We start from the raw sequence: 386 nt of genomic DNA, 5'->3' as shown, positions 1-386 counted from the left end.
GCCCGACCTGAACACGCTGGCCGAGCAGGCCGGCATGAGCCGCTTCCATTTCCATCGCGTGTTCAAGGCCGCCACCGGCGTCACTCCCAAGGCCTATGCCACCGCGCTGCGCGCCAGCCGCGCGCGCCAGCAGCTGCGCGAAAGCGCCAGCGTCACGGACGCCATGTATGACGCGGGCTTCAATTCCAGCGGGCGCTTTTACGAAGCCGCACCCGCCATGCTGGGCATGACGCCCACCGCCTATCGCCAGCACGGCGCGGGCGTGGACATCCGCTTCGCCGTGGCGCAATGCTCGCTGGGCGCCTTGCTGGTCGCGGCCAGCGCCATCGGCATCTGCGAGATCGCGCTGCACGAAGACCCCGAACACCTGGTGCGCGGCCTGCAGG

The 386-nt window shown here is 69.9% G+C and carries 1 protein-coding gene; it reads left to right on the top strand.

The features are described from left to right. On the top strand, positions 1–386 hold a 386-nt coding region (locus KDH83_RS31895), incomplete at both ends, for a helix-turn-helix domain-containing protein (protein ID WP_212323194.1).

The sequence above is a fragment of the Achromobacter sp. Marseille-Q0513 genome (assembly GCF_018195695.1).
GTDB lineage: Bacteria > Pseudomonadota > Gammaproteobacteria > Burkholderiales > Burkholderiaceae_B > Achromobacter.
Note: the sequence above shows the minus strand (reverse complement) of the source record. Positions and strands in the feature narration are given on the sequence as shown.